This is a genomic window from Klebsiella sp. 141198 (assembly GCF_050600785.1).
Classification (GTDB): Bacteria; Pseudomonadota; Gammaproteobacteria; order Enterobacterales; family Enterobacteriaceae; genus Klebsiella; species Klebsiella aerogenes.
Genome location: NZ_JAQIRM010000003.1, coordinates 251,270 through 268,905, shown reverse-complemented (window position 1 = coordinate 268,905; position 17,636 = coordinate 251,270). Strand labels below are relative to the sequence as shown.

The 17,636-nt window shown below is 56.3% G+C and carries 15 protein-coding genes and 2 pseudogenes; 6 read left to right on the top strand and 11 right to left on the bottom strand.

What is annotated here, in order from left to right:
* Nucleotides 1-24 precede the first annotated feature (24 nt).
* Nucleotides 25-146, bottom strand: a pseudogene (locus PGR10_RS11185) (hypothetical protein).
* Between the two features lie 20 nt (nt 147-166).
* Between PGR10_RS11185 and PGR10_RS11180 the strand changes: the two are divergent.
* Together PGR10_RS11180 and yghU are read left to right on the top strand one after the other, a co-directional pair.
* Nucleotides 167-727, top strand: coding sequence for a DsbA family protein (locus PGR10_RS11180; protein ID WP_015703498.1), 561 nt, complete (start codon nt 167-169; stop codon nt 725-727).
* 67 nt (nt 728-794) lie between these two features.
* Nucleotides 795-1,661, top strand: a complete 867-nt coding sequence (gene yghU, locus PGR10_RS11175) for a glutathione-dependent disulfide-bond oxidoreductase (protein WP_430923472.1) — start codon at nt 795-797, stop codon at nt 1,659-1,661.
* 43 nt (nt 1,662-1,704) lie between these two features.
* Here yghU and PGR10_RS11170 read toward each other — a convergent pair whose 3' ends face one another.
* The 3 genes from PGR10_RS11170 to exbB all read right to left on the bottom strand — a co-directional run bounded on the left by PGR10_RS11170 (nt 1,705) and on the right by exbB (nt 3,494).
* The gene (locus PGR10_RS11170; RefSeq protein ID WP_015369672.1) at nt 1,705-2,199 is read right to left on the bottom strand and encodes a TIGR00645 family protein; all 495 of its coding nucleotides are present in this window, start codon (nt 2,197-2,199) and stop codon (nt 1,705-1,707) included.
* Nucleotides 2,200-2,330: 131 nt separating this feature from the next.
* Nucleotides 2,331-2,756 (bottom strand): TonB system transport protein ExbD, encoded by a 426-nt coding sequence (exbD, locus tag PGR10_RS11165; protein WP_015369671.1) that lies wholly within the window; start codon nt 2,754-2,756, stop codon nt 2,331-2,333.
* A gap of 6 nt (nt 2,757-2,762) precedes the next feature.
* Complete coding sequence (exbB, locus tag PGR10_RS11160) at nt 2,763-3,494, bottom strand: tol-pal system-associated acyl-CoA thioesterase (RefSeq protein ID WP_015369670.1); 732 nt, start codon at nt 3,492-3,494, stop codon at nt 2,763-2,765.
* A 251-nt stretch (nt 3,495-3,745) separates the two neighbouring features.
* Here exbB and metC point away from each other — a divergent pair, with 251 nt between their 5' ends.
* The gene (gene metC / locus PGR10_RS11155) at nt 3,746-4,933 is read left to right on the top strand and encodes a cystathionine beta-lyase (RefSeq protein WP_015369668.1); all 1,188 of its coding nucleotides are present in this window, start codon (nt 3,746-3,748) and stop codon (nt 4,931-4,933) included.
* Between the two features lie 129 nt (nt 4,934-5,062).
* The gene (gene yghB, locus PGR10_RS11150) at nt 5,063-5,722 is read left to right on the top strand and encodes a DedA family general envelope maintenance protein YghB (protein WP_015369667.1); all 660 of its coding nucleotides are present in this window, start codon (nt 5,063-5,065) and stop codon (nt 5,720-5,722) included.
* A gap of 73 nt (nt 5,723-5,795) precedes the next feature.
* On the opposite strand, the gene PGR10_RS11145 is transcribed toward yghB, so the two are convergent.
* Nucleotides 5,796-6,695, bottom strand: a complete 900-nt coding sequence (locus PGR10_RS11145; protein ID WP_015703501.1) for an AraC family transcriptional regulator — start codon at nt 6,693-6,695, stop codon at nt 5,796-5,798.
* A 198-nt stretch (nt 6,696-6,893) separates the two neighbouring features.
* Between PGR10_RS11145 and yqhD the strand changes: the two genes are divergently transcribed.
* Nucleotides 6,894-8,057 carry an alcohol dehydrogenase gene (yqhD, locus tag PGR10_RS11140; RefSeq protein ID WP_087859813.1) on the top strand — a complete coding sequence of 388 codons (1,164 nt, stop codon included), beginning with the start codon at nt 6,894-6,896 and terminating at the stop codon, nt 8,055-8,057.
* 144 nt (nt 8,058-8,201) lie between these two features.
* Nucleotides 8,202-9,029 (top strand): 2,5-didehydrogluconate reductase DkgA, encoded by an 828-nt coding sequence (gene dkgA, locus PGR10_RS11135; RefSeq protein WP_430923471.1) that lies wholly within the window; start codon nt 8,202-8,204, stop codon nt 9,027-9,029.
* Between the two features lie 34 nt (nt 9,030-9,063).
* Here the strand turns inward: dkgA and PGR10_RS11130 are convergent, their stop codons facing one another.
* The 6 genes and pseudogenes from PGR10_RS11130 to PGR10_RS11105 all read right to left on the bottom strand — a co-directional run bounded on the left by PGR10_RS11130 (nt 9,064) and on the right by PGR10_RS11105 (nt 17,630).
* Nucleotides 9,064-9,591 carry a GNAT family N-acetyltransferase gene (locus PGR10_RS11130; protein ID WP_316424710.1) on the bottom strand — a complete coding sequence of 176 codons (528 nt, stop codon included), beginning with the start codon at nt 9,589-9,591 and terminating at the stop codon, nt 9,064-9,066.
* Between the two features lie 25 nt (nt 9,592-9,616).
* A pseudogene (locus PGR10_RS11125) lies at nt 9,617-11,927 on the bottom strand (YgiQ family radical SAM protein); the annotation flags it as partial.
* A gap of 33 nt (nt 11,928-11,960) precedes the next feature.
* Nucleotides 11,961-13,373: a cell division protein FtsP gene (gene ftsP / locus PGR10_RS11120; protein WP_087859816.1), complete on the bottom strand. Its 1,413-nt coding sequence runs from the start codon at nt 13,371-13,373 to the stop codon at nt 11,961-11,963.
* An 83-nt stretch (nt 13,374-13,456) separates the two neighbouring features.
* Nucleotides 13,457-14,194, bottom strand: a complete 738-nt coding sequence (plsC, locus tag PGR10_RS11115) for a 1-acylglycerol-3-phosphate O-acyltransferase (RefSeq protein ID WP_087859817.1) — start codon at nt 14,192-14,194, stop codon at nt 13,457-13,459.
* 186 nt (nt 14,195-14,380) lie between these two features.
* Complete coding sequence (gene parC, locus PGR10_RS11110) at nt 14,381-16,639, bottom strand: DNA topoisomerase IV subunit A (protein WP_430923470.1); 2,259 nt, start codon at nt 16,637-16,639, stop codon at nt 14,381-14,383.
* Nucleotides 16,640-16,760: 121 nt separating this feature from the next.
* Nucleotides 16,761-17,630 (bottom strand): AraC family transcriptional regulator, encoded by an 870-nt coding sequence (locus PGR10_RS11105; RefSeq protein WP_113373072.1) that lies wholly within the window; start codon nt 17,628-17,630, stop codon nt 16,761-16,763.
* Between the last annotated feature and the right edge of the window lie 6 nt (nt 17,631-17,636).

Genomic DNA, 17,636 nt, shown 5'->3' with positions numbered 1-17,636 from the left:
CTCTTCTTATCCTGCCGCAGGCACTTACCAGACAGAGGTGAAAAGATGATACCACTCATTCGATTCGCTAAACGTGCCCTTATAGAAAATAACCCGGCGTCTATTGGCAAAAGTGATATTGTTAGCCAACACATAACAAAAAACATCACTACATCAGGAGTCGACAATGAGCGCACCTTCGCATCTCAATGCCCAGCCGCTGGTCTGGGGACACGGCCCGCGGACTTTTGAAGTATTCCTCGAACCAACCTGTCCGTTTTCCGTTCGCGCCTTCAATAAACTCGATGAATTGCTGGATGAAGTGGGCGCCGAGAACGTCACGATTAAGATTCGCCTGCAGTCCCAGCCGTGGCATCTGTTTTCCGGGGTGATAGTGCGCTGCGTGCTGGCCGCCTCCACCCTGCCGCACGGCAGAGAGCAGGCGCACAAAGTCCTGCAGGCGGTTGCCGATCATCGTGAAGAGTTTGAATTCACCGACCACTGCAGCGGGCCGAATATGAATACCACTCCGCAGCAAATTATCGAGCGCCTTGAACGCTACAGCCACGTGTCGCTGGCGGCGGCATTTGCCCGCCCTGAGCTGCAAAACGAAATCAAATGGCACAGTAAATACGCCCGCCAGAATGGCATCCATGTATCGCCGACGTTTATGGTCAACGGTCTGGTGCAGCCTGACCTCGGCAGCGGCGATGACGTCAGCGTGTGGGCCGCACGGATTATGGCCTGAGATTAGCTGCTAGACTTTTTTGTACACCTCACTATTTTTGTACACCTTACTAAAGAGGCAGGTCAGTATGTCCGACAATCACTACCAACCACCGAAAGTATGGGAATGGAAACAGAATAACGGCGGCGCATTCGCCAATATCAACCGTCCGGTTTCCGGCGCGACGCATGAGAAAGTGCTGCCCGTTGGCAATCACCCGCTGCAGCTCTATTCGCTGGGCACGCCGAACGGGCAGAAAGTGACTATCATGCTGGAAGAGCTGCTGGCGCTGGGCGTGGCTGGCGCTGAATATGACGCCTGGCTGATTCGTATCGGCGAAGGCGATCAGTTTTCCAGCGGCTTTGTCGAAGTGAACCCAAACTCGAAGATCCCGGCGCTGAGCGACCACTCCACCACTCCGCCGACCCGGGTATTTGAATCCGGTAGCATCCTGTTATATCTGGCGGAAAAATTTGGTTTCTTCCTGCCGAAAGACCCGGCCGGGCGCACCGAAACGCTGAACTGGTTGTTCTGGCTACAGGGCGCAGCGCCGTTCCTCGGCGGCGGCTTCGGCCACTTCTATAACTATGCGCCGGTGAAAATCGAGTACGCGATCGACCGCTTTACTATGGAAGCGAAACGTCAGCTCGACGTGCTGGATAAGCAGTTGGCGCGCGGGCGCTTTGTGGCCGGAGAAGAGTACACCATTGCCGATATGGCTATCTGGCCGTGGTACGGCAACGTGGTGCTGGGCAACGTCTATAACGCCGCGGAATTCCTCGATGCCGGCAGTTACGTTAACGTGCTGCGCTGGGCGCAGGACGTGGGCAATCGCCCGGCGGTGAAGCGCGGACAGATGGTTAACCGCACCAATGGCCCGCTCGACGAACAGTTGCACGAGCGCCATGATGCCCGCGATTTCGACACCCAGACCGAAGACAAACGCCAGGCGTAATGCCCCTACCCGGCGGCGCGAGGCTGCCGGGTAAGTTGTCACATCAGTGCTTTACCTTGGTCAGGCGATCGAGATAGCCCATCACAAAGGCTGACAGCACAAAGGTGAGATGGATAATGACGTACCACATCAGCTTGTTATCCGGCACGTTCTTCGCATCCATAAACACCCGCAGCAGGTGAATGGAAGAGATAGCCACAATCGACGCCGCCACCTTGTTTTTCAGCGATGTCGCATCCATTTTGCCAAGCCAGTTGAGCTTCTCTTTGCCTTCGTTAATATCCAGCGTCGAGACGAAGTTCTCATAACCTGAAAACATCACCATCACCAGCAGCCCGCCCACCAGCGTCATATCGACCAGCGAAAGCAGCGTCAGAATCAGATCCGACTCGCTGACGCTGAAGATATGCGGCAGGATGTGGAATATCTCCTGAAAAAATTTTATCGATAGCGCGATAAGCCCCAGCGAGAGGCCGAAATAAACCGGCGCCAGCAGCCAGCGCGAAGCATAAATAGCGTTTTCCAGAAAGCGTTCCATAAGGTCCTGTCAGTTTGTAAAAATGGCCGCCATTATATCGCAGCTGGCCCATATCAAAACGATACGCAGTCGGTAGGGAAATAAAAAAGGCCAACACTGTGTTGGCCTTTCGGGAGAAATCCTGGGGGAAATTACTTCGCTTTGACGGTCTCTTCGCCCACCAGACCAATTTTCAGGTAACCGGCCTGATGCAGCGTATCCATCACTTTCATCATCGTCTCGTAGTCGACGGTTTTGTCGGCGCGGAAGAACACGGTGGTGTCTTTCTTACCCTGAGTCAGCGCGTCCAGCGAGGCAATCACGCTCTCTTCGGTCACCGGATCGTTGCCGAGGAACATCGATTTGTCCGCCTTCACCGACAGGTAAATCGGTTTTTCCGGACGCGGCTGCGGCTGGCTGGATGAGGCCGGCAGGTTGACTTTGACGTCCACGGTGGCCAGCGGCGCCGCCACCATGAAGATAATCAACAGCACCAACATGACGTCGATAAACGGCGTGACGTTAATATCGTGCATTTCGCCGTTATCATCGAGGTTTTCGTTAAAATGCATCGCCATAGCGGATCAACCTACCCGTAATTTCTGCGCCGGACGCAGCGGCTGAGAACCACTGGCGTTCAGGTCAAGGTCACGGCTTTGCAGCAGCATAATCTGCGCGGCCACATCGCCGAGAGACGCTTTGTAGCTGGCAATCATGCGGGCGAAAACGTTGTAGATAACCACCGCCGGAATCGCGGCAAACAGACCAATGGCCGTTGCCAGCAGCGCTTCCGCGATACCCGGCGCGACAACCGCCAGGTTAGTCGTCTGCGTTTGCGCGATACCGATAAAGCTGTTCATGATGCCCCAGACGGTACCAAACAGACCGACGAACGGGGAAATAGCGCCGATGGTTGCCAGATAACCATTTCCGCGGCCCATGTAGCGGCCAACCTGCGCCACGCGACGCTCAAGGCGGAAACCGGTACGTTCTTTAATGCCTTCGTTGTCATCCACGCCTGCCGACAGTTCCAGCTCATTATTGGCTTCGTTAATCAGCTGAGTGGTCAGGCTTTTAGCATGGAATCCATTCGCGATAGTGTTAGCCTGATCGAGAGAACGCGCTTCGCTGAGCTGCTGCTGCTCACGCTTGAGGCGACGCTTGCTGGACAACATTTCGGCACCCTTGCCGAAGAAGATAGCCCAGGTGACTACTGAAGCCAGAATCAAGCCAATCATCACAACCTTAACGACAATATCGGCGTGATGATACATACCCCAAACGGAGAGATCCGCCTGCATCAAATTATTACCCACACTGTTTCTCCAGGACGTCAATCACAAAAACTGAGCATAATAATATCAAAACGACATCGAATTGATAGTGGTTCTCATTAGTATTTACACTGTGCAGCAAATCACGTTTATTTTCTTTGCGCTTACGCAGTAAAAAAGCGGCTGACGCCGGTTTCGGGAAAATTTTTGCCTGTATCGTTTGCGGCCCGGTACACAAACCGGTATTCATGGTAGTTTAGACGTCCAGACGTATAAAAACAGGTTTCTATAACATGGCTGATAAACATCTTGATACCGCGCTGGTCAACGCCGGGCGCCGCAAAAAATATACTCAGGGTTCGGTGAATAGCGTTATCCAACGCGCCTCATCGCTGGTGTTCGATACCGTCGAGGCTAAAAAACACGCCACCCGTAATCGCGCCAAAGGCGAGCTGTTTTATGGCCGCCGCGGCACGCTGACCCACTTTTCGCTGCAGGAAGCCATGTGTGAACTGGAAGGCGGCGCCGGCTGCGCCCTCTTCCCCTGCGGCGCGGCCGCGGTCGCCAACACGATTCTGGCCTTCGTCGAACAGGGCGACCACGTGTTAATGACCAACACCGCCTATGAGCCCAGCCAGGACTTCTGCACTAAGATCCTCGCGAAGCTCGGGGTGACGACCGGCTGGTTCGATCCGCTCATCGGCGCGGATATCGCCAACCTGATTCAACCCAATACTAAAGTCGTGTTTCTGGAATCCCCCGGCTCGATCACCATGGAAGTGCATGATGTGCCGGCCATCGTCGCCGCCGTGCGCCGCGTCGCGCCGGAAGCTATTATCATGATCGATAACACCTGGGCGGCAGGGGTGCTGTTTAAAGCGCTCGATTTTGGTATCGATATCTCTATCCAGGCGGCAACGAAATATTTAATTGGCCACTCCGACGGAATGATCGGCACCGCAGTGGCCAACGCCCGCTGTTGGGAGCAACTGTGTGAAAACGCCTATCTAATGGGCCAGATGGTCGATGCCGACACCGCATATATGACCAGCCGCGGTTTACGCACGCTTGGCGTCCGCCTGCGCCAACATCACGAAAGCAGTCTGCGCGTCGCCGAATGGCTGGCGCAGCACCCACAGGTGGCGCGGGTCAATCATCCGGCGCTGCCGGGCAGCAAGGGCCACGAATTCTGGAAGCGTGACTTCAGCGGCAGCAGCGGCCTGTTCTCTTTCGTTCTCAATAAGCGCCTCACCGACGCCGAGCTGGCAGCCTATCTGGACAACTTCAGTCTGTTCAGCATGGCCTACTCATGGGGCGGGTTCGAATCGCTGATCCTCGCCAACCAGCCGGAACATATCGCGGCCATCCGCCCCGAGGCGGAAGTGGATTTCAGCGGTACCCTTATTCGACTGCACATAGGTTTAGAAAATGTTGACGATCTGCTGGCGGATTTAGCGGCAGGCTTCGCGCGTATCGTGTAAAGTGACAGGAAGTGGCAACAAAAGCGGACGCTTTCAGAAAAGCGGCCGCTTTTGTTGCGCCCGAGATCAAGGTGCTCGGGCCGCTTCAGGAGTACACTAGTCGAAAAACGGTACCACTTAGGAAAGTCCATGGTTGTCATTCAAGAGATTGTCGCCGCGCTGTGGCAACATGATTTTGCCGCATTGGCAAACCCTCACGTTGTGGGTTTTGTATATCTGGTCATGTTCGCGACCCTGTTTCTGGAAAACGGGCTGCTGCCGGCTTCGTTTTTACCGGGCGATAGCCTGTTGCTGCTCGCCGGCGCGCTAATCGCTAAAGGCGTCATGGATTTTGTCCCCACTCTCGCCATCCTAACCGCTGCCGCCAGCCTCGGCTGCTGGCTGAGCTATTTACAGGGGCGCTGGCTGGGTAATACCAATATGGTGAAAGGCTGGCTGTCGCATCTGCCGCACAAATATCACCAGCGCGCCACCAACATGTTTGATAAACACGGCCTGCTGGCGCTGCTGGCCGGGCGCTTTTTGGCGTTTGTCCGCACCCTGCTGCCAACCATGGCGGGCATTTCCGGCCTGCCGAATCGTCGTTTCCAGTTCTTTAACTGGCTAAGCGGCCTGCTGTGGGTTGGCGTCGTCACCGGTCTTGGCTATGCGCTGAGCATGATCCCGTTCGTGAAAAACCACGAAGACCAGGTCATGACCTGCCTGATGGTGCTGCCGATCGCCCTGCTGGTGACTGGCCTCGTTGGTACGGTTATCGTCGTTATCAAGAAGAAATACTGCAGCGCCTGATTCACTCGCCCCAGATGTCCCAAAGTCCCCGGTAGCGCTAACGCCTACCGGGGCTACAGGCGCCGCATCCTTATCAAATCCCCTGCATTGTGCGAATACGCGCGGCATCTTCACCCGGTGTAATACCAAAATAGCGTTTAAACTCACGGCTAAACTGCGAGGCGCTTTCATAGCCGACGCGCATCGCCGCCGCGCTGGCTTTCATACCGTCATGGATCATCAGCATTCTGGCCTTATGCAGGCGATAGGTCTTCAAATACTGCAGCGGCGAGGTGCTGGTAACCGATTTAAAGTTATGGTGAAACGCCGAAACGCTCATATTCGCTTCCGCCGCCAGCTGGTCGACGCTGAGGTTTTCGGTGTACTGGCTTTCAATACGCTTCAAAACGCGGCTAATCAGACTAAAGTGCGTCTGTCGGCTGACCAGCGCCAGCAGCGCGCCGCCGCAGGGGCCAATCAGGACATGATAAAGGATCTCGCGAATAATCTGTTTGCCGAGAATGCGCGCGTCCAGCGGCCGCTCCATCACGTCTAACAGGCGTTCCGCCGCGCAGAGGATCTCTTCCGATAACACCGCCGAGTTGATCCCGCTGGAGGCGACCGACGGCTGAAAAAGCTCATCTTCGCCGATATCCATCAGCAGCTCCTGCAACTGCAAAATATCGACATTCAATCGCATTCCCGCCAGCGGCACTTCCGGAGTCGCGAAGGTTTCGCATTCGAACGGTAGCGGGACGGTTAACAGTAAGTATTCGTTGGTGTCATAACGGAAGGTTCGTTCATTGATATAGCCAATTTTATGGCCGGAAAAGAGAAAAACGATCCCCGGCTGGTACATCACCGGCGTACGGGTGCCCGGCTGCGTCCCGTACAGCAGACGGATATCCGGCAGCAGTTCACTTAGCATTTCTTGCTTATCTTTCAGCTTGTTAACTTTATCTGTTAATAGCTGGCATATCTCGGCACGGTTCATTTTCGCTGCTTCTCCGACGACTTTTCTACAAGCTTATTGTGCGTAGTTTCCTTCTTTTTCTCCAGCCCAATGGAGAAATGGGCAAGACAATGGCAGGAATGTGCATTGAGAGGAAACGGTCGCAGGAACACAATAGCCGCCATCGGGCAGAGAGTCGTCCTTTCTGCCGGGAGTTTCATCTTTATGAGGGCACCAGCCATGAATAACTTCAATTTACATACCCCAACCCGCATTCTGTTCGGCAAAGGCGCCATCGCCGATCTGCGCGAACAAATCCCAGCCGGCGCTCGCGTGCTGGTGACTTACGGCGGCGGTAGCGTGAAGAAAACCGGCGTACTGGATCAGGTACTGAGCGCGCTGGCTGGCTTTGACGTGCTGGAGTTCGGCGGGATTGAGCCAAACCCGTCTTACGAAACGCTGATGAACGCGGTGAAAATCGCTCGCGAAGAGAAAGTGACCTTCCTGCTGGCGGTTGGCGGCGGTTCGGTGCTTGATGGCACCAAGTTTATCGCCGCGGCCGCGCACTATGACGCGAATATCGATCCGTGGGAAATTCTGGAAACCTACGGCAACAAGATTGCCAGCGCCATTCCGATGGGCTCGGTATTGACCCTGCCGGCGACCGGTTCCGAATCAAACAAAGGTGCGGTTATCTCGCGTAAAACCACCGGTGATAAACGCGCGTTTATGTCCGAACACGTTCAGCCGGTCTTCGCGATCCTCGATCCGGTTTACACCTACACCCTGCCGCCGCGCCAGGTCGCTAACGGTGTCGTTGACGCTTTCGTCCATACCGTTGAGCAGTACGTGACCTACCCGGTTGACGGCAAAATTCAGGACCGTTTCGCCGAGGGCATTCTGCTAACGCTGGTGGAAGATGGCCCGAAAGCGCTGCAGGAGCCGGAGAATTACAACGTGCGCGCCAACATTATGTGGGCGGCGACGCAGGCATTGAACGGCCTCATTGGCGCAGGCGTGCCTCAGGACTGGGCGACGCATATGCTCGGCCACGAACTGACGGCGATGCACGGCCTGGATCACGCTCAGACGCTGGCTATCGTGCTGCCGGCGCTGTGGAATGAGAAACGCGATACCAAGCGCGCTAAGCTGCTGCAGTACGCCGAGCGCGTGTGGAATATCACCGAAGGTTCCGAAGAACAGCGTATCGATGCCGCTATCGCCGCAACCCGTAGTTTCTTCGAGCAAATGGGCGTGCCGACTCGCCTTTCCGATTATGGTCTCGACGGTAGCTCCATCCCGGCGCTGCTGGCGAAGCTGGAAGAGCACGGCATGACTAAGCTTGGCGAAAATCAGGATATCACTCTGGACGTCAGCCGCCGTATCTATGAGGCTGCCCGCTAAGTTATTCCCGCCTGATTCACCTCTCCTTACGTTAAACAAACGTCAAGGAGAGGTGTTTTTACTACCGTTTTTAGCTATTTCGTCCAGACTTAATGCTACCCCTCGGCGGATTTTTGACGCTGAGTTCATTAACAGGAGGAAGGCATGACACATCCAACCGTTATTAAACTACACGACGGCAACCTGATGCCGCAGCTGGGTCTCGGCGTGTGGAAAGCAGGCAACGAGGAAGTCGTCTCCGCCATTCATAAGGCGCTGGAAGTCGGTTATCGTTCTTTTGACACCGCCGCCGCGTACCAAAATGAGGCTGGCGTCGGCAACGCGTTAAGCAGCGCGGGCGTCAATCGCGATGAGCTCTTCATCACCACCAAACTGTGGAATGACGATCAAAAACGGCCGCATGACGCGCTAAAAGAGAGCCTCAGCAAGCTGAAATTGGACTATGTGGATCTCTATTTAATCCACTGGCCGGTGCCAGCGATAGGCCATTACGTCGAAGCCTGGCAGGCGCTGATCGAACTACAGCAGCAAGGGCTGGCAAAAAGCATCGGGGTGTGTAATTTCCAGGTGCCGCATCTGCAAAAGCTGATCGATGAAACCGGCGTCGCCCCGGTGATCAACCAGATTGAGCTGCACCCGTTAATGCAGCAGCGTCAGCTACATGCATGGAACGCCACCCACAAAATCCAGACCGAATCCTGGAGCCCATTAGCGCAGGGCGGCAAAGGGGTCTTCGATCAGAAAATTATTCACCATCTGGCGGATAAATACGGCAAAACGCCGGCGCAAATCGTCATTCGCTGGCATCTCGACAGCGGACTGGTGGTAATCCCGAAATCCGTCACGCCATCGCGTATCGCGGAAAACTTTGACGTCTGGGACTTCCGTCTCGACAAAGACGAACTCAGTGAAATCGCTAAGCTGGACCAGGGCAAACGTCTCGGCCCCGACCCGGACCAGTTTGGCGGTTAATCCCCTTCACTTTTGCCTTTAGCGCCGCACGGCGCTAAAGGCTTTCGCAAATTAAATGTATATCCTCAGGCTCCAGAGCAAACAGCTCCGGGTCGGGCTCATCAATTAAACGACACCCCTGTGAGAGATAAAAATCAACGGTACTTTTATTGGGAATGGACGAAATATACAGGCCGGACGCGCCCAGATCAGGAAGCTGCTGCAGCGCATAATCAAACAGACGCCGTCCCCATCCCTGGCCACGCTGCGCCGCGCCCACATAAAAGAATAGCAGTTGGCGTAGATCGCCCTTTTCACCCCGTGGCAAGGCATCAATCGCCGCCGCGGCAATGATTTTATCCTGTTCGAAAAAGGCGAAAAAAATACCGCCGCGATCGTAGCAGGCCTCGTGAATAGGCGTATAAACCTGGCGATCGTGAGGATCCCAACCTCGCACATCATAATATTGCGAGTACGCCTGAAGCCGGCCATTATCGAGCTTATAAAGGGTGTCGATAATTTCACTGCGATCTATCTCCCACAACATTTCCAGCTGCTGTCGTGACAGGATTACCGGCGTCATTATCGTTCTCTCTCCTTATATGACAGCTTTCCCCCGGCGAGCGAACCCGCCGGGGAAGCGTCTTAGCGGGACGCCGTCTTCGGCTTAATACGCTTTTTCGCGCCCGGCGCGGCCGGCGTCTGGCGCTGATGCGCAACCGGCGTATGCTTCGTCAGCGCCGGACGGGTATGGCGGTTCTGGCGACGCGCTTCACGCATCTCGTCAAGGGTCGGCGCCGGTACCAGGCAGTCACGGCGTGAACCAATCAGATGCTTTTTACCCATCGCTTCCAGCGCCTGACGGATCAGCGGCCAGTTTGCCGGATCGTGATAGCGCAGCAGCGCTTTATGCAGACGGCGCTGTTTGTCGCCCTTCGGCACCACCACGTCTTCGCTCTTATAGCCGATTTTACCCAGCGGGTTCTTGCCGGTGTAATACATGGTGGTTGAGTTCGCCAGCGGCGACGGATAGAAGTTCTGTACCTGGTCGAGACGGAAGCGATGACGTTTCAGCCACAGCGCCAGGTTCACCATATCTTCATCGCGCGTCCCTGGGTGGGCGGAAATAAAGTACGGGATCAGGTACTGTTCTTTACCCGCCTGCTTCGAATAGGTATCAAACAATTCTTTAAAGCGGTCATAGCTGCCCATGCCCGGCTTCATCATCTTCGACAGCGGCCCCTCTTCGGTATGCTCCGGGGCGATCTTAAGGTAGCCACCGACGTGGTGGGTCGCCAGCTCTTTGATATAGCGCGGATCCTCTACGGCGATGTCGTAACGCACACCCGATGCGATAAGGATTTTCTTGATGCCTTTCAGGTCGCGGGCGCGACGGTACAGATTAATCGTCGGCTCATGGTTGGTATCCATGTGCGGGCAGATATCCGGGTAGACGCAGGAGAGGCGGCGGCAGGTCTGCTCAGCGCGCGGCGATTTACAGCGCAGCATATACATATTGGCGGTTGGGCCGCCAAGATCGGAAATAATGCCGGTAAAGCCGGGGACCGTGTCGCGAATCGCTTCGATTTCATTGATTATCGAATCTTCGGAGCGACTCTGGATGATGCGCCCTTCGTGCTCGGTGATCGAGCAGAAAGAACAACCACCGAAGCAACCGCGCATGATGTTAATGGAGAAGCGAATCATCTCGTAGGCCGGGATACGCGCATCGCCATAAGAAGGATGCGGCACACGCTTGTACGGCAGCGCAAAGACGCTGTCCATCTCTTCAGTCGACAGCGGGATCGCCGGCGGGTTAACCCAGATATAACGCTCGCCGTGCTTTTGCATCAGCGCGCGGGCGCAGCCTGGGTTGGTTTCATGGTGCAGAATGCGCGACGCGTGAGCGTACAGCACTTTGTCGCCTTTGACCTTCTCAAAGGAAGGCAGCAATACGTAGGTTTTTTCCCACGGTTTTGGCCGCGGCGGCTGCACGACAACGGCTTTGGCCTCAGCTTTTTTCGGCGCCACCGGTTTGTTGTCTGCGCACGGCAGGTCTTCACCGTACGGATGCGGAATCGGGTCGATTTTGCCCGGCGTATCCAGACGCGTGGAGTCAACGCCGCTCCAGCCCGGCAGTGCTTCCTTTACCATGATCGCGGTATTACGCACATCGCGAATATCGCCGATGGCCTCGCCCATCGCCAGACGATGCGCCACTTCTACCAGCGGGCGCTCGCCGTTGCCGAACATCAGCATATCGGCTTTTGAATCCACCAGCACCGAGCGGCGCACGGTATCGGACCAATAATCGTAGTGCGCGGTACGGCGCAGGCTGGCCTCAATACCGCCGAGGATCACCGGCACGTCTTTCCATGCTTCTTTACAGCGCTGGGTATAAACCAGCGTCGCGCGGTCCGGGCGCTTACCCGCGACGTTGCCGGCGGTATAAGCGTCGTCATGGCGCAGCTTACGGTCGGCGGTATAGCGGTTGATCATTGAGTCCATATTGCCCGCGGTCACGCCGAAGAACAGATTCGGCTTACCCAGGCGCATGAAGTCTTCTTTGCTGTTCCAGTCCGGCTGGGAGATGATCCCTACGCGGAATCCCTGCGCTTCCAGCATACGGCCGCAGATAGCCATACCGAAGCTTGGATGGTCGACGTAGGCGTCGCCGGTCACCAGAATAATGTCGCAGCTATCCCAGCCAAGTTGATCCATCTCTTCACGCGACATCGGTAAAAATGGCGCAGGGCCAAAACAGGCAGCCCAGTATTGCGGCCAGGAAAATAGGTCACGATCCGGCTGGATCAGGGATATTGCGCTCATATTGCTTCCGGGGAAAATGATAAAAAAATAACCAAAAGGGCGTGGATTATAAGCCGGAATGATAGTGGAAATGAAGGAGGATTTTCTCAAACCCTGACCGTGTTGCGGCCAGGGTTACGGATATTACGGCGCCGGATTCACCAGAATCTGGCCAATCGAGCCGCGGTCGGCGAGCTCCAGCGTCTGGCTCAGGTACTGGAACGGGAAGTGCGGCCAGGAAGGCTGGTTATAATACACCAGCAGTTCTACCTGCCCGTCGATCCATACGGTATCTTTCCAGCCACGGTCTTCCGGGAACGGCATCGTTCCATTAACGTTACGGATCTGGAACATCACGCCTTCAATATGGAACGACTGCGGGCGGTCGGCGCGCACGGTCCAGCGCTCCCAGGTACCCTGCTGGGCGGTGATATCAATACGCTGCGGATCCCACAGTTGGCCATTGATGCCGGGGTCGTCGCCGAGCGTAATATCGCGGCTGCGCAGCGGCGTGCCGGAGAGCAGCTCGGTCGGCAGCAGCCGCACCGGCAGGCTATCGGTAACCAGCGGCAGCAGCCCGGTCGGACGCAGCGTCAACACCAGCGTGGAGATCAAAATGCTCGACGGCTCGAAGAAACCGCGGATACGGTCGACGATGCTCGCCGCTTCGCCGCAGGTAATCGACACTTCATCGCCGTTGGTCATATCCACCAGAATTTCTCGCCGCTCGCCGGGGGCCAGCGACAATTGCTTAAGTGAGACCGGCGCCGGCAGAAAGCCCTGATCGCCTGAGATAACGTGCAGCAGACGACCATCGCTCATCTGCAACTGATAGCGGCGCGAGTTAGAAGCGTTCAGCAGACGCAGTCGTACCCAGCCGCGTGAGACTTCGACATAGGGCCCCTGCGCGCCGTTGACCAACAGAGTATCGCCCACGAAACCACCGCTGCCCGGTTCGCTATATTCCGGAGTACCGAAGTTATCCAGCCGCTTATCCTGAATAATCACCGGGAAGTCATCAACGCCATAATGATTAGGAATTGGCAGATTCTTGCTGACTTCATCTTCTACCAGCCACATTCCCGCCAGGCCGTTGTAAACCTGTTTCGCCATCCGGTTCGGGGTATTCGCCTGATACCACAAAGTGGCCGCACTCTGGCGAATCGGCAATACCGGCGCCCAATCCGCATTCGGCGACATCATGCGCGCCGCGCCGCCAATCAGCGGGCCCGGCACCTGCAGGCCGCGAATCGTCATGGCGACATTTTCGGTCAGGCGGTTACTGTAGATAAGTTTGACGTCATCGCCATTCCAGACGCGAATGGTCGGCCCCAGGTAGCGGCCATTGATGCCCCATACCGGCGCGCGCGTGCCCTGGGTAAATGACCAATGAGAACGTTGCAGGGTCAGAAACAGCGGCTGACCGCGACGGGATTCCAGCAGAGGCGGAATGGGGAGCGCCGGCTGCTGGCCGGCGGCATGAGCCTTCAGCGGCGCGGCGCCCGCGCACAGCGCTACACCTGAAGCCTTAATAAACTGACGCCGACTGAGTGACATATTAACTCCATGAAATACTGACAATGCAAAAAGGGAATTCGTTTCCCGCCAGCAATACGCTCGCGTTCGCGGCGTTTCCTGTATTATTTCTTTCCAGCCGCTTCGCGCTCGGCCACTTCTTTATCCAGCTCGGCGATTTTTGCGGACATCAGCTCGCGGCAGTGTGTCGCCAGCGCGCGCACATTATCTTTACCGTACTGGCTGGTATCGACCGGCGGCAGCATCTCGACAATCACCAGACCGTTGTTCCAGCGATTGAGTTTAATTTTGTTCGATGTATTCGACACGCATACTGGAATAATCGGTACGCCAGCGGCGATGGCCGCGTGGAACGCGCCGGTTTTAAAGGGCAGCAGACCGCGGCCGCGGCTGCGGGTCCCTTCCGGGAACATCCAGAACGAAATTTTACGCTTTTTAAACGCATTCACTACTTCGGCGATAGTGCCGTGCGCTTTGGTTCGGTTATTACGGTCAATCAGCAGGTTGCCCGTCAGCCAGTAAAGCTGGCCAAAGAACGGGATCCACAGCAGGCTTTTTTTCCCTACGGTAACCGTCGGCGGCTGCACGATATTTGACGCTGTCACCATATCATAGTTGTTCTGGTGATTAGCGATGTAGATCGCATTGCCGTAGCTTTCCGCATCCGCGGGCTTACGCAGTTCGACTTTCAGGCCGAATACCGGGGACAGACGGCCAAACAGATGACCAAACGTCGCGACGTGCTTAGGGTTGCGCGGGCTGAACAAGCAGTAAAGACTGCCAAATATGCACACCACGATGCAATAAATGACAACAAAAATTAGTCGAAAAATAAATAACATAGCTTCCTCTGAAACCCAAACCGCTTAGCGTTATACCCGTTGAATCACAGGTTCAGGACACCGCTGCCCTCTCAACGCGGGGCGGAAAATTTCCGCCCCTGGAGGACATGTTAATCGCAATGCCTGAATAAACAACGATTTTGCGGCAAATTTTCGCATCCTCCAGCCGGGTGAAGGATGCGGGTCTTACTCTTCGCTGTCGCCAGCCGAGGCGCGGCGCGGGGAGTCGATCTCCACGCGGTCGATTTTCTGCAGGCCGCGCATCAGCGAACCGCGACGGCCGCGCTCGCCGGTGACTTTTTGCAGCTCTTCCGGCCGCAGTTTGATCTTACGCTTGCCGACATGAATGGTCAGCGTGCTCTGCGGCGGCAGGACAAACAGATGCGCCAGCCCATCCTGGCCGGAGGCGGCTTCCGCCGACGGAATGTTGATAATCTTGTTGCCTTTGCCTTTCGACAGCTGCGGCAGATCGCTCACCGGGAACATCAGCATGCGCCCGGCGTTGGTGATCGCCAACAGCATATCGGCATCGTCTTCAATGACCAGCGGCGGCATCACATGCGCGTTGTCCGGCAGCGTAATCAGCGCCTTACCGGCGCGGTTGCGCGCCACCAGGTCGTTGAAGGTACAGACGAAACCGTAGCCGGCATCGGAAGCCATCAGCAGCTTCTGATCGTCTGCCTCCATCAGCATATGTTCTACGCTGGCGCCCGGCGGCAACGTCACTTTACCGGTGACCGGTTCGCCCTGGCCGCGGGCGGAAGGCAGCGTAATCGGGTCGATGGCGTAGCTGCGACCGGTGGTATCAATGAATACCACCGGCTGGTTGCTCTTGCCTTTCACCGACGCTTTCCAGCTATCGCCGGCTTTGTAGCTCAGCCCCTGCGCGTCGATATCGTGACCTTTGGCGCTACGCACCCAGCCCATCTGCGACAGAACGATAGTGACCGGCTCGGACGGCAGCATATCGTGCTCGCTCATCGCCTTCGCTTCTTCGCGTTCGCGCAGCGGCGAACGGCGGTCGTCGCCGAAGGTATCGGCATCGGCCTGCAGCTCTTTCTTCAGCAGGTTATTCATCTTGCGCTCGGAGGCCAGAATCGCCTGCAGCTGATCGCGCTCTTTTTCCAGCTCGCTCTGCTCGCCGCGGATCTTCATCTCTTCCAGTTTGGCGAGATGGCGCAGTTTTAATTCCAGAATCGCTTCCGCCTGGGTTTCGCTGATGCCGAAGCGGGCAATCAGCGCCGGCTTTGGTTCATCTTCGTGGCGGATTATCTCAATCACTTCATCAATGTTGAGGAACGCGACCAGCAAACCTTCGAGGATGTGCAGGCGCTTGAGGACTTTTTCCAGCCGGTAGTTCAGGCGGTTACGCACGGTATCACGACGGAAGGTCAACCACTCCGTCAGGATTTCGAGCAGATTCTTCACCGCCGGACGGTTGTCCAGGCCGATCATGTTGAGGTTGATGCGGTAGCTCTTTTCCAGATCGGTGGTGGCGAACAGGTGGTTCATCACCTGCTCCATATCTACGCGGTTGGAACGCGGCACGATCACCAGACGGGTCGGGTTTTCATGATCCGATTCATCACGCAGATCATCAACCATCGGCAGCTTTTTGTTACGCATCTGCGCGGCGATCTGCTCCAGCACGCGCGCGCCGGACACCTGATGCGGCAGCGCGCTAATCACCACCGCGCCGTCTTCTTTCGCCCACACGGCGCGCATCCGTACCGAACCGCGGCCGTTCTGGTAGATTTTGCGAATTTCCGCGCGCGGGGTAATGATTTCCGCTTCGGTCGGGTAGTCCGGCCCCTGCACGATATCCAGCAGCTCATCGAGGGTGGTTTTCGGTTTTTCCAGCAGCGTAATCGCCGCCTGCGCCACTTCACGCAGGTTGTGCGGCGGAATATCGGTCGCCATACCAACGGCGATGCCGGTGGTGCCGTTCAGCAGGATGTTCGGCAGACGCGCCGGCAGCATTTTCGGCTCCTGCAGCGTACCGTCAAAGTTCGGTACCCAATCGACGGTGCCCTGACCCAGTTCGCTGAGCAGCAATTCGGCGTATTTCGACAGGCGGGATTCGGTGTAACGCATCGCCGCGAAGGATTTCGGATCGTCCGGCGCCCCCCAGTTCCCCTGGCCGTCTACCAGCGGATAGCGGTAAGAGAACGGTTGCGCCATCAGCACCATCGCTTCATAGCAAGCGCTGTCGCCGTGCGGGTGATATTTACCCAGCACGTCGCCGACGGTGCGGGCGGATTTTTTGAACTTGGCGCTGGCGTTCAGGCCCAGCTCGGACATTGCATAGACAATGCGGCGCTGAACCGGCTTTAAGCCATCGCCAATAAACGGCAATGCCCTGTCCATGATGACGTACATGGAGTAGTTCAGGTAGGCATTTTCCGTGAATTCATGTAGCGCGAGGCGCTCTGCCATATCGCTCATTAATCGTGGATCCTCAATCTGGGACGCGGCCATTGCGGCGGCAAAACTACCCGCGATAATACCCGATCTCACGCCCTGAGTCACAGGAAGTGAGATCGGTTAAAGAGGATGAGGATATCAATCAGGCTAGCGGCAAATAAATATCGGTGCGGAGTTCATGCTCGCCAACTTCATGCACAAAATTGAGGTAGCGGAAGTACACCGGAAAATCCCTTAGCGTCTCCCCGGCGGCGGGTAGCCAGTCGCGATAGAGGAACCAGACGCTTTGCGCCAGCGTGTCCAGCGAACCGTGGTGGCGGGCCACGGCGCAACGGCCTGCCGGGATCTCGCCGTTAATCACGCCAAACGCGTTTTCGCTAATCGGCCGATCGACGGTACCGCAGATATCAAAACGAAATGCGTCGCCTGGCGTTGTTTGCGGATCGTCCCAGGCAATGCCCCAGGTTTCGCTAGTGGCGACTGGCGACAGCCCGCTCGTTTTACGCCATGCGATAAAACGCGCGGCGGTGGCGTTGACCAGGTCCGGGCTCCCGCGATGTTGTAGTATGGCGACCCTTGTAGCTGGAAATTGAATGATGTTTACGTCCATCGAAGTTTGCTCCTGTAGCGTATGTTTCGGTACGCGTCGATGCCACTCGGCCCAATCCGGTCGCTGACGGAACTGAGTCGGGCTTTGATCAAACGCGGTACGGAAGGCGCGACTGAACGACTCCGAATTTTGAAATCCGGCATCAAGGGCAATATCGATGATTTTATCGTGCGGGTTGAAGGCCAGGCGCCAACAGGCGCGCCGCAGGCGTAACCACTGAATATACCGGTACAGCGGAACGCCGGTATACGCGCTAAATTGCCGGTGAAAATGGTAAGGCGAGCTATACGCAATCGCGCTCAGCGCCTCCAGCGTTAGCGGCTCATCAAGATGATTCTCAATGTACAAACAGACTCGCTGAAAACGCCCGACGTACGCCGGGCTGGCCTTAATATCGTTCATCGTCTC

Coding starts and splice junctions, on each gene's coding strand:
- parC (WP_430923470.1), bottom strand. CDS start 16,639: ATGAGCGATATGGCAGAGCGCCTCGCGCTACATGAATTCACGGAAAAT.
- PGR10_RS11105 (WP_113373072.1), bottom strand. CDS start 17,630: ATGAACGATATTAAGGCCAGCCCGGCGTACGTCGGGCGTTTTCAGCGA.
- PGR10_RS11180 (WP_015703498.1), top strand. CDS start 167: ATGAGCGCACCTTCGCATCTCAATGCCCAGCCGCTGGTCTGGGGACAC.
- ftsP (WP_087859816.1), bottom strand. CDS start 13,373: ATGTCACTCAGTCGGCGTCAGTTTATTAAGGCTTCAGGTGTAGCGCTG.
- plsC (WP_087859817.1), bottom strand. CDS start 14,194: ATGTTATTTATTTTTCGACTAATTTTTGTTGTCATTTATTGCATCGTG.
- metC (WP_015369668.1), top strand. CDS start 3,746: ATGGCTGATAAACATCTTGATACCGCGCTGGTCAACGCCGGGCGCCGC.
- yghU (WP_430923472.1), top strand. CDS start 795: ATGTCCGACAATCACTACCAACCACCGAAAGTATGGGAATGGAAACAG.
- exbD (WP_015369671.1), bottom strand. CDS start 2,756: ATGGCGATGCATTTTAACGAAAACCTCGATGATAACGGCGAAATGCAC.
- yghB (WP_015369667.1), top strand. CDS start 5,063: ATGGTTGTCATTCAAGAGATTGTCGCCGCGCTGTGGCAACATGATTTT.
- yqhD (WP_087859813.1), top strand. CDS start 6,894: ATGAATAACTTCAATTTACATACCCCAACCCGCATTCTGTTCGGCAAA.
- PGR10_RS11130 (WP_316424710.1), bottom strand. CDS start 9,591: ATGACGCCGGTAATCCTGTCACGACAGCAGCTGGAAATGTTGTGGGAG.
- PGR10_RS11145 (WP_015703501.1), bottom strand. CDS start 6,695: ATGAACCGTGCCGAGATATGCCAGCTATTAACAGATAAAGTTAACAAG.
- PGR10_RS11170 (WP_015369672.1), bottom strand. CDS start 2,199: ATGGAACGCTTTCTGGAAAACGCTATTTATGCTTCGCGCTGGCTGCTG.
- dkgA (WP_430923471.1), top strand. CDS start 8,202: ATGACACATCCAACCGTTATTAAACTACACGACGGCAACCTGATGCCG.